Here is an 11,218-nt window from a genome sequence, read left to right on the forward strand (position 1 = left end):
AAACTGGACCGTTTATAATGAGAGTTTTCCGCGCTATTTTCCTGGCTGGGAGAAGGAGTGGAAGGCATGAAAGCATCGAAGTTTTCGGACGCTCAGAAGGTGTTTATTCTCAAGCAGGGAGATGACGGCGTTCCGGTAGCGGAAATCTGTCGCAAGAGCGGGATCAGCCAGGCAACTTATTTCAACTGGAAGAAAAAGTATGCAGGTCTGCTGCCTGATGAGATACGGCGGCTGCGCGCCTTGGAAGAGGAAAATACGCGGCTGAAGAGGATTGTTGCAGACCTCACGCTTGATCGGGAGATGTTGCAGGATGTGATCCGCCGAAAACTTTAAGGCCTGCGCGGAAACGTGATCTGGTGGCGGGAATGCTTGTTGATTGGGGAATATCGATCCGACGGGCTTGTGCAGCACTAAGCTTCGAAAGATCGACTATCAATTACAAGTCCCGCCGCACCGTGCAGGCCGCTGTTGAGAAGCGGATCAAAGAGATTTGTGAAACCCGTGTGCGATAGGGTTACCGTCGCGTACACGTCCTGCTTCGTCGCGAAGGCTGGACCATCAACATGAAGAAAACACGTCGAATATACAATGAGTTAGGACTTCAGCTCAGGAATAAACATCCGAAACGTCGTGTCAAGGCCAAGCTGCGTGAGGATCGTCAACAAGCGATCGGGCCGAATGATGTTTGGGCGATGGACTTTGTGCATGATCAGCTGGCAACAGGAAAGAAACTCCGGATTCTGACTATTGTCGATACGCATTCACGCTACTCGCCGGCAACCGATCCGCGCTTCAGTTATCGTGGTGAGGATGTCGTTCAGACACTTGAGAAAGTGTGTCGTCGTGCTGGCTATCCGAAGACAATAAGGGTTGATAATGGAAGTGAGTTTGTTTCGCGTGACCTCGATCTGTGGGCCTATGCCAACAAGGTCACACTGGACTTCTCCCGACCCGGAAAGCCGAGGGATAACGGGTTCATCGAAGCCTTCAACAGTAAGCTTCGCGCCGAGTGCCTGAACGCACACTGGTTCTTAACGCTTGAAGATGCGCGCGAAAAGTTGGAGAATTGGCGTCGACACTATAATGAGGATCGTCCTCACTCGGCAATCGGATATAACGTGCCGATTGCCTTGCATAATCCCGATGGCGTCATCAGCCCGCCATTGGCATAAGAGCCGGAAAATTCTAATTCCCGGTGGTCCAATCTTGGGGCTCAGTGCACAGAAACAAAACACAGTCTGTTGGGTTGACCGGAAGGGTGGTGTCACCCTTTCCGGGATGCGTTCGCTTCGACAAACACTTCTGAAAAACTGTGTATTCGGTGACTGGTGGTCTGATCGTGCCACTATTGCCGGATCCTGATTATGTCTGGCAAAGCAGCAATCGCTTGTTGCCAGATGGACCGCGATTGGAATTGGCAAAATTGAGCAATGCAAAGTCCCCACCAAAAAAGGGCATATTCATTGGCAAGTTAAGCCATTAACGAGGCTCCTTGGCACCGCATGTGGGAGGAGTCACTTCGGCGGCCGTTCAGAGCGATATGCACGAGAAAAATCCACTATTACAATCATATTTGAATAATTTATTTGAAGCGACCTTGACCTGGGCCCATTTGAAATATTAAGACGGTATTCATCCGGTATCGGGCATATTTTAGAATATTAGACGTCTTAAATAGATCAAAATATTCTTATGAACGAAAAATTTCTATTGCTATATTTGTGAATTCGTATAAATTAAATCTATTGAAAAGCACGAGGTAAATTTAAGCTGACAAAAGCTGTTAACTTTCTCGCTTTAATGTAGGAATCGGTGCAACGATTTGGTTGTTGTTGACTTACGCTGTGAGTAGCCACATAGCGAAGACAATGGACGAAATTTTGCAGAGGTATCTTATGTGATGTGAGGGTTTTGATTTACGTCAAGACTACAAAATTAGTGCTGGGTGAGAGCAAAAGTGCTCAAAAACTGAGTCCAATAAGTGATTGCCTGCCAACCCACTTGGCTCCTCAAGAAGGAAGCTCATCAATGAAAGTGCCAGGTGATCGGTGGTTCTGTTTTTGATCTGGATAAGATCGATCCAAACAAGACCGCCAGCTTATGTATTTGTTGTTTGGATCTAGACTTAAGAAGGGTTTACAATTTTTGTTAGCCAGCTTTTATTCTGTGACAGGATTTGGCCGGAACCTCAGGCGAAATTAACGTTTCGGCCCAATCTGTGATTTATTTATACATCGGATTAGAGCTTACATAAGGAACGAAAATCACTGATGATGAGAGCGGGTCGCGTAGTCATTACGACCTGTCGCTGCAAGAGCGCACGAATATTAGAATATGAATCCTAGAAGTTAAATAGAAGTGTGGTGGACCTTTTAAAAGAGAAGCTGCTCTCATTGCTTAAAAATGCATAACATATGCGGGATAAAACGGTTTTAGCTTTCTTTGAAGCGCGGATCTGAACATCGGGATCGCCGGGTTTGATGGATGGCGAGCGTTTTGCTCTGCGCATAGGAATATACAAAGGTCCTGAAGTCAGAACTATGGATCCGATATTGCCGGGTTCGAACAACAGGGTTCCATCAGAGAAGGAAATGATTATGGACGGTGTCAATAGCAAGCAGATTAGCAATATTATTGCTCGTCGCGAGAGAATAGTTGAAGTTTTTGCTCTTCTTGCCAATGCCAATCGGCTTCATATTATCTCTCTCATTCTCAACAAGGAAATGTCGGTAGGCGATATTGCCGAAGCGGTTGGCACCAGCCAATCGGCAGTTTCTCAGCATCTGTCGAAGCTGCGTACGGCCGGGATTGTTACATTCCGGCGCGATGCTCAACACATTTATTATTCCGTTGCGCCAGAAAGCGCTAACCGCTTCTTTCCCGCTTTCGTCGTCTTTGCAGAAGAAGACGAACACAATGATCAGCTTGCCAGCGCTACCTCGCAAGCTAATCTCACGATGATGGGGCGCGCGCTGGCTTAAACTTGCACCGGAAAAGAGCAAGGCAGGTGCCCCATTCTTTTACTCCAAAAGGTTGGCGCGCAAGGATTTTGGAGCGCGTTCCGGTCTGATTTGAAACAGATCGGCACTTGAACTAACGCGTATCTTTTTCCAAAGCCGTTTCGCACTTTTGGGCAGTTTGGCTGCACAAACGGTTCCGGTTCAAAATGGGATATAGACCCGTTTAGCAACGGTTTCTCAGGCACGTCTGGAGTATTGCCGTTGTGGGAAGAAACAGTTCAGTGATCTGGATGCGTCACACCGGACATTGTTTTGTTTCGCTGAGAATGAGCAAGCATTCTTTACCGTGCTTGCCGTCTTCTCCCAGGGCCTGACAACCAGAGGACCGGGAAGAGGAGGGGGTAGTTGTGGGCCTCCACCCCATCTACCTCCTCCACTTTTAAAATTACTTCTTGACCCGGTGCGTCAAGTCCGACACACGGGGCGGCGTTAAACTTGCCTTTTATGGCTCATCATTCAAAACAGGAGGTTTTGGGTGGGAGCTACGCTTGTGCCGCCAACCCATTCAGCTGTCATAGTTCACTCACTGGCCGGAGCCAGTCCCGACGCGGTTTTTACACGTAAACGTCTGGCGTTTTAGGGTCGCTCGGGGCTTATTATGTGCTCCAATGCCCGTGGCCCTGACAGTTCGGTCAGAATTTCCACGCCGAAAGCTTTTTCTCAACGCTGAACAGCGCCAGAGGCCGGGGCAGTGTCTCAAGCGACTCCCATCCCTCAGGCGGCGGAATTTTCCGATAGCCCGCTAACCCCTTTTTGAACTGGTCTTGTCTGTCGGCGAGGCAAGCGTGGGAAAAAGGCCATCTGCGTCACAGGATCATCGTGCGGTCAGCCTATAATTTCGCTCATTTTGTCCAGGCATGGCAAAGGAATCGCGCTTGCTATGCTTTTTGCCATATGACGTTCTCGACGAGTTATAACAGGCTTTTCTATGCTGAAAATGCGAAGAGAAAATCTGTGTTAAAAAAATTCCTGGAACTGACCTGGGAAGCGAAAGCCGCTTGCCAAGGGGAAATTAGTGGAAGTCTGCCCATAAGGTGGGTTGACTTTCTTGCATAGGCTCTTTGCATTTTTGTGGGAAATACACTAAACTGTTTAAAATAAAATGCGCTTTTGAATTTTATTCAGGCGGGCCATAGGGGGGGCATTTACGCTACAGCTCAAATCAATTTGCCCCCTATAAATATGGCTAGCAATTTGGCTGGAAGTTTATTAGTTTGCAATTGAATGATTTTTAATGGCTGTGTTTTTTTCTAAATTACGGGAATGCAAATAAGCTGATATTCAAAAATCCATGGTAGCTCTTCGTGGGGCTAAAGTGAAATTAAAGGGCAGAACAGACACCGGAGGCTATTACTCGCGACGGATCTGGTGGGGTTTTGGAAAAGACCAAAGCGCTTAACATAAAATTAATAATAGAATATAGTTAGATGTTTACAAGCTCAGGCTGCTGTCTTAAAGGCGCTGGATTACAGCTTGGAGCACCAAGTATATATAGACAGAGCTATATTAAATAATTCTCGATTTGAAGAACGGAAAAGATAATGACCAAACTCCCCTCAAGGCAAAATCCAGCCCAAGTGGAAACTAAAATTATGTTGATCTATAAGGATATTACAGCGCTTTCGCGCGACACGCATAAAGAATTGCGCCTGGATCCCGAGTTTACATTTGATTTCGCTGCTAATACCCAATGGGTTCCGTTGAGCGGTGTCGAATTTTATAAGGCTGCCATTCATTATCCAATTGTTTTTCTCAAGGAGGGCGACAAGCTGATGCCGATCGCACTTCTGTCGCTGCAAGCCAACCATAATGAGTTTGTTGGAGCAAATATGGCGTGGCGCCCCAACAGCTATGTGCCCGCCTTCGTGCGCCGATATCCCTTCGTCCTTGCCGATCTCGGTGCCGCAAAACACGAATTGACGGTCTGCATTGACCAGGCTTGCCCGCGTTGGAATGAAGAAAAAGGTGTGCGCTTGTTCCAGGAGAACGGCGAAAACACTCGCTTCCTCGATGAGATGATCAGCTTTATGGACGATTTTCGTCTCGAAATGCAGCGCACTGCACAATTCGTTGAAACACTCACCCGGCTCGAACTCCTGGTTGAGCGCACGGTTAATATTCAAAGTGTAGAGGGTGCGACCCTTGCATTGCAAAATATCTATCTGGTCGATGAGGCCAAATTTGCGACGCTATCCAATAACGATCTCCAGGACCTGCATCAAAAAGGCATGCTTGGCTGGATTTACGCGCATTTGATGTCCCTTGCAACGTTGCCCCCTCTTTTGTCCCATATCACGCAGGCGTCAAATGGACAGGCACAAAACAAGCCTCAGAGTGCTTCGAAAAACAGCCCCAGGGGTCGCGTCCAGGAACTCGCTTGAAAAGGGAGCAAGAATGAAGCTCTAGGTACGGTCTTTGTAAGCAAATCAGTCCATTAGATTGGTTTGCTTACAGGCTTCGGTTTCATAAAATTACGTAGTGCTTACCCGACGCCTCCTTTTCTATTGGTGTTAAGTAAGTACGGCAAAAACAGGACCTTAACCAGCCACTAATCTTGGCGCGTTTGATGTCATCATTTGACAACAGAATCAAGCGCCCAAAATGCAGTGTCAGATCTCCAGCAGCGCTAAGCTCATTTGATTCAAAACGAATGGAATTGTCTTATGTCGTACAGTACTTCTTTTGTTCTTGGTGATCATTTTGCGGCTTTCATCGAGAACCAGATTCAGTCAGGTCGATATAGCACTGCCAGCGAAGTCATGCGTGCGGGGTTGCGGCTCCTGGAGGAACACGAGACACCGGTTAAGGATCGGAAAATGCCGTTATTGGCCAGTGGTATATCAACTCAAAAACCGCTGCAGCCACTAATCGGCGAAGGGGAGGCAAACACACATGTATCCGCTCATGAGACGTGTTAGAAAATTTTAGAGATCAGTAGCGATTTTAAAAATCAAATTGATTTTTTCGATCTCTTTGAAACGCGATCTCAGTCAATAGGGCTGTAACGCCACCGTCCAATCCTCTCTAAAATAGTTCGAGCTAAAACTGATGTGCCGCTTTCGACTGTTTGCCGGCTCTGATACCTCAGTCAAGCCGGATAAGAGGGGGAGGCAAGAGGCTTTCCTCCAGCTATTGTCTCCTCCTCACCTTTGAGAATCCAAATGGCTGTCAAAATGGGGATCACAAAGAAAGTGGTGCTCGTGGATGTCGATATCTATTTGCTAACCATCAATCTGGTTAACGGGGTCGCGTTTAATCACGAACCCTTTTTTGTTCAGTAGACTCAAAAATTATATATCACTTGGCAGGATTGCAGATAACGCCGTCCATTGCTGAATATTATCAATATGGCGAAATCATCCCGCCACGATAAAGCTCCAAAAGCGCCTATGAGGGAAAATAGTAAAATGACCGGTTTGAACAGCAGGCAGATAGACAATCTCATTTCCCGTCGTGAACGAATTGTCGAAGTATTTTCTGTTCTTGCCAATGCAAGTAGGCTTCATATCATCTCTCTCCTTCTCAATAATGAGATGATGGTTGGCGCCATTACCGAAGCCGTCGGTGCGGGGCCAACTGCCGTCTCTCATCACCTGTCTAAACTGCGCCGGGCAGGTATAGTGACTTTTCGCAAAGAAGGGCAATTCATCTACTACTCAGTGTCTCCCGAAACGGCACGGCGCTTCTATCCTGCATTCGCTCTCTTTGCTGAAGATATGAAACAAATCGGTGAACAGGATGGCATCGCCGTCATGGCTTGTGCTTTGACGTTAACATAATGAGCTGCATGTCATTTTTGACCCTGCAGAAGCAAAGAGATGCCTTACGCGCATCAGTCAAAATTGCAAATTGTGAATTTTGTAGGGTTCCGACACAACACGGATGGGGCTTTTCAACGATCAGTATGGCAGGCAGGTCCTGCTCTATTGGCTGAAAGTATACGTCGGCGGTTCCTAATAAGGGCGCAGCAACGGCATTCAATTGATGGTGACATAGTCCAGATTGTTTCCATCTAAAATTGGTACTTCAGGCCCACTCTGACAGCGTTGTTCTGCCGTCAATTCAAATTTGAGAGTTAGATTAGGCCACAATGGCCTTCAGACATCGAGCCAATTGCGCCGCTCTGTGAGCCTTTCGTGCTCATATACAACCGATAAACGGCAAATAATTTCAGGGCGCTCTTGCCATTTTGCCCTTGGGGAGGGGCAATAGTCCGCAAGCTTCCTCTCCGACAGTTGAACACTGCTTGAGGTTTACTATGCTTGCTTATGCACATCTGAGAATCCTGGTCAGTCTCATCCTTGGGCTCGCAATTACACGCGTACTTTCTGGCCTATCATTGCGTCTGCAAGAACCATTGAAAACGGATCGCATGTACGCGCAAATCGTATGGTCATTCATTCTTCTCTTGGGAGCGGTTCACTTTTGGTGGTGGGAATTTGCGCTGCGCTTCATCCATCAGTGGAACTTTGGATTTATCTCTTTATCCTCGCCTATTCTGCGCTATTTTTTCTAATGTCTACGCTGATATATCCAGATTATGTTCAAGCACATGCGGATCGAGAAGAATCTTTTATATGCCGCAAAACCGTATTTTTTGCTCTTTTCGCCCTCTCTTTTTTCTTCGATTTGGTTGATACCCTGATAAAAGGAACAGACTATTTCTGTTCCCTCGGTTTCTGGTATATAGGCCGGTCCGTTGTCGGAATAATTATCGCAATTATGGTGATGATAACCAAAAACAGCAGGTTATTAATGTGGTTTGGCGTTGCCTGGTTCATTGTTAATATTCTTTCCATTGCAATGCTTTTAGTCAGCTCAGGTGAAACAGTGTCTACGTGCCCGGCTCAAAATTACAACCTTGCGCCATTTCAGGACCGTTTTCTCGTTGATGCTGTACGGCCCGGCTAGTTGCGCGGCCGACGTTTTCGTTCGCTGTAGCTCTGCTCGAATGGCGTGCGTAGTCCTTACGCTCCCGTGGAGACGTTGTTCCATAGCTTCCTCCGCTCTGTCGGCGACAATTCTACATCACCACATACCGGGACCAGGCACCTGGTGGAATTGCGGGATGTTGCTTCGTAATTATCAAGTTGGCTCCGATCACTTTGGAACAAATCCAACGCCAAATCCGAACAAGCGGCCGATCTTTTCCAAGGTTTCAAGCGTGGGATTTGCGGTGCCAGCTTCGATCTCGGCAACCTGGCGTCTGGTGAGCGACAGTGCCTTAGCAAACTCTTCCTGCGTCATACCAAACCCTTTGCGTATCTCCGCTACCGCACCGGGCAGCCTCAAATCCCCAGCCCGGGCACGATCCGCAAGCGTTCGCCGGTTTTCCAGTATCTCTTCTTTCGTTGGCTTCTTCCATCGAGCCATTCAGCGCTCCCTGGCTCTCAGTGACGCGTCGTCAGAACGCTGTCCGCTATCGCAATACAGCGCCCCATCGCACGCTCCAGAATGTCCGCAGATGCACTCATCTCTTTGGCCATCGCCGGACTCTGGCGAAGTTTTTTAGCAAATTCGGAAAGCGTAGTCGCGAGCGCTTTCTGCTCAGCAGGATCAGGCAATAGTTCGGTCCAAATCCGCGTCCAATCTGGAAAATGGTCGCGACCACCGTTACTCATCATAGCCCAACGGGTGGAGCGAACGATCCCCTCTTTGGCAAGCCGCACGGGTGCAAAGTTGAATAGCGGAGACAGGCGGATCGTGCCGTCCTGGTGCTTGCTGGTGCGGAATTCCGTCCAGGAGGAAGGGCGGCCAACTGCGACTATATCGATTTTCAAGATCGACGGGATAACGGACGGATAAGGCGCGATGATCGCGAACCGTTTTTCCGGTCGCGAATTCTGCCGATGCGACAGCGACGAAATAATCAAGGTCATAATCGACAATCGACGCGCCCAGGAAGCCGGCCGCGTCGTCCTTGAGTTCCAGCGTGGCGGCGTCGTGCCACTCGCCATTAAAATGGGTTTGGAGCGTCAGACGCATTAATCACCCCTTTCAATGGTTCAAATAATGCATTTTCAGGAATTATTCACCCCATCACAGTGGGTCTAATAATTGTCATAGAACTGCCAGCCACGGAGAGCGACAGGATACTGAAATCTAAACACTATGATCGCCAATCAAACTGCAGGCGATCAAATCGGTGCCTGCCATCAGATTGGAATACTTGCACGGGATCGTCAGAATTTGCGCTACCGCGAGGATCGCTTTGTGCTTATCGTGCTGCTTTGCGATGGCTAGATTCACATCTTCATCGGGAACCTATGAAGCCACTGAGGAATTTTGAAAATCAAAGCCAGAGGTTTTATCATCACATCGAGCCACACATGCTGGGATCCAATAACGAGAAACACGATATGATCAGGGGTAGGAATGGCCTCCAATGTTCAACACCGTAACAATTCTCTCGGCCTCTTGAAGAGAAAAAACTACCCGATGCTCTATGCTCAAGCTTAAAGTATAGACATTGATATGTTTTTTTTGCTTGAGTGGGTGAAAACGCAGCTTGATCCCAGCCGTTGTCGCAGCCTTTACCGGATGGATTCCAGTTTTGATCAGATTACGCCACATGAAGTAATTTTTCATGCTCGCTGCGTTGACCGGTACATGCTTCTTGGCAAGATATTTTTCGCGCGGTTGACTGTCGTCAACCGTCCAGGCGTCCTCTACGATGAGTACTGATTTGGACTTTTTTTTCTTGCGGGCCGAGCTAAATGTTCCCGAGGATCGTAGGGAGCCGAATGTTCCCGAGGATCGTAAGGAGGCATATGTTCCCGAGGAAAGCGAAGAACGAAGAGGGGTTCTGGGTATAAACCCTCCCTCATCAGCAGAAAAATATTCGTCGTCATCGTCACTGGCAGTGACATACTCATCGTCTGAACAAGCTGAGCAAATATCCGCATCAGTAAGGGGAATTAAGTACATTTGATACCAAAGTGTTTATGATAAAAATCGAAAATACCCATTTTTAGTTTAGTATCACGAGAATGAGCCGTCCTGCAACGGCTTTCGAGATATTATCGCACCACATCGCAGATCTGGTGTGGAGCAGTCCATTAAGGGTCATGAAAATCGGAGTTGACCTGCTGGCTATGAAACAGTGTGATCCTAAATCGAAAACACGGATAGTCGCCCAAACTGACGCCTTCACCATTCATTCTGAATAGGCCTGTGGGAAGTATGAAGGGCCTGCACATGGAGATCAGCTCGACCTGATTTTTGTTCCTGTGCCGGGCAGGTAAAATGTGTTTTATAATAAACAGTTAGTGCGTCGATTGAATTCAATGAGATCAGCGCCCTATAACATGAACGACCTTTTCAGGAATAAGCTCTGCGAGCCTGATCTTGTATCAGAGGGACCAGAGAATTGCGGGGCGAGGGCAGTTACCACTTGACGCGGAAGCCGAGATTGTTTGTGACTGAATAGCTCTTGCCATTCTCAAGACCCATGACGCCTGACACTTTGCCATAGACGGCATATTTGTCATTCAACCACGAGTAATTGGTGGTCAGCCCCAGCTCACCCCAGGTCCGGTCAATCCTGCCGGTCCTGATACGATCATTAGAGATGCTGAAATAACTGGGACCGTTTTTCAGATCCTGATAGATATTGGCAACACCGCCAATTTCCAACCGGGTCGTCGTGCCGTCCGCTTCCGTCCAGCTTGAGGCATTATTGGCTGCAAGGCCAATACGTGCCGTCAGGCTGTTATTGTCCGGGCTTTCCACATAGGACCTGAAGACGTCGTGGAAACTGTCGGTCGAGAGCGAAGACCAGATCAGCTGCGCCTGCGGCGTAACCGACCAACGATCATCCAGTTCAAAGCGCTTGCCACCTTCAAGGCTCAAGGCATAACCAAACGAGCTGACATCGCTGGCAAGTGCCTGCGTGACAAGATCGGATTCGAAGTCCGACTTATACCAGGCAACCTTGCCCTGACCGTCGAGATAGAAGCCATTATCGCCATACCAGCTGACGCCTGCACCCACGCCATAGGCATTGACCGTTGCACGGCCATCGCCAAAGCGCGACCAGCTGCGCACCTGGCTGCGGGTATAATCGCCCCAAATCGAGCCAAACACTTCGCCATTGGCCGTATCGGCGAACTGACCGTCAAGACCTGCCTGCAGCGTCCAGTCATGAGCGCCAGCCGTACCGCCTGTTGCACTGCCCTTCGGTTCAAGGAACGTATAGC

Annotated in this window: 9 protein-coding genes and 2 pseudogenes; 6 read left to right on the forward strand and 5 right to left on the reverse strand. The window is 48.3% G+C overall.

Translation table 11 applies throughout. The annotated features are described in order from the left end of the window. Window positions 1-66 precede the first annotated feature (66 nt). The 6 genes and pseudogenes from ACTJKP_RS25150 to ACTJKP_RS25175 all read left to right on the forward strand — a co-directional run bounded on the left by ACTJKP_RS25150 (window position 67) and on the right by ACTJKP_RS25175 (window position 7,931). Window positions 67-1,172: pseudogene (locus ACTJKP_RS25150) on the forward strand (IS3 family transposase). Between the two features lie 1,308 nt (window positions 1,173-2,480). Next, window positions 2,481-2,981 carry an ArsR/SmtB family transcription factor gene (locus tag ACTJKP_RS25155; protein ID WP_440632616.1) on the forward strand — a complete coding sequence of 167 codons (501 nt, stop codon included), beginning with the start codon at window positions 2,481-2,483 and terminating at the stop codon, window positions 2,979-2,981. 1,580 nt (window positions 2,982-4,561) lie between these two features. After that, the gene (locus ACTJKP_RS25160; protein ID WP_440632617.1) at window positions 4,562-5,401 is read left to right on the forward strand and encodes a SapC family protein; all 840 of its coding nucleotides are present in this window, start codon (window positions 4,562-4,564) and stop codon (window positions 5,399-5,401) included. Between the two features lie 282 nt (window positions 5,402-5,683). Further along, window positions 5,684-5,938 carry a type II toxin-antitoxin system ParD family antitoxin gene (locus tag ACTJKP_RS25165; RefSeq protein ID WP_440632618.1) on the forward strand — a complete coding sequence of 85 codons (255 nt, stop codon included), beginning with the start codon at window positions 5,684-5,686 and terminating at the stop codon, window positions 5,936-5,938. Window positions 5,939-6,427: 489 nt separating this feature from the next. Then, a complete protein-coding gene (locus ACTJKP_RS25170) occupies window positions 6,428-6,799 on the forward strand; it encodes an ArsR/SmtB family transcription factor (RefSeq protein WP_440632619.1) in 372 nt (123 codons plus the stop codon). Between the two features lie 610 nt (window positions 6,800-7,409). Beyond that, complete coding sequence (locus tag ACTJKP_RS25175; RefSeq protein WP_440632624.1) at window positions 7,410-7,931, forward strand: hypothetical protein; 522 nt, start codon at window positions 7,410-7,412, stop codon at window positions 7,929-7,931. Here the strand turns inward: ACTJKP_RS25175 and ACTJKP_RS25180 are convergent. The 5 genes and pseudogenes from ACTJKP_RS25180 to ACTJKP_RS25200 form a co-directional block, all read right to left on the reverse strand. Further along, a pseudogene (locus tag ACTJKP_RS25180) lies at window positions 7,884-8,015 on the reverse strand (IS481 family transposase); the annotation flags it as partial. The gene ACTJKP_RS25175 and the pseudogene ACTJKP_RS25180 overlap by 48 nt on opposite strands. A 105-nt stretch (window positions 8,016-8,120) precedes the next feature. Next, a complete protein-coding gene (locus tag ACTJKP_RS25185) occupies window positions 8,121-8,393 on the reverse strand; it encodes a helix-turn-helix transcriptional regulator (RefSeq protein ID WP_440632620.1) in 273 nt (90 codons plus the stop codon). Between the two features lie 17 nt (window positions 8,394-8,410). After that, a complete protein-coding gene (locus tag ACTJKP_RS25190; RefSeq protein ID WP_440632621.1) occupies window positions 8,411-8,908 on the reverse strand; it encodes a hypothetical protein in 498 nt (165 codons plus the stop codon). A 475-nt stretch (window positions 8,909-9,383) separates the two neighbouring features. Then, window positions 9,384-9,947 (reverse strand): hypothetical protein, encoded by a 564-nt coding sequence (locus ACTJKP_RS25195; RefSeq protein WP_440632622.1) that lies wholly within the window; start codon window positions 9,945-9,947, stop codon window positions 9,384-9,386. Window positions 9,948-10,406: 459 nt separating this feature from the next. Further along, a partial coding sequence (locus ACTJKP_RS25200; RefSeq protein ID WP_440632623.1) for an autotransporter outer membrane beta-barrel domain-containing protein occupies window positions 10,407-11,218 on the reverse strand: 812 nt, incomplete at its 5' end.

Origin of the sequence: Brucella sp. 22210 (assembly GCF_052045675.1) — a bacterium.
Classification (GTDB): Bacteria; Pseudomonadota; Alphaproteobacteria; order Rhizobiales; family Rhizobiaceae; genus Brucella.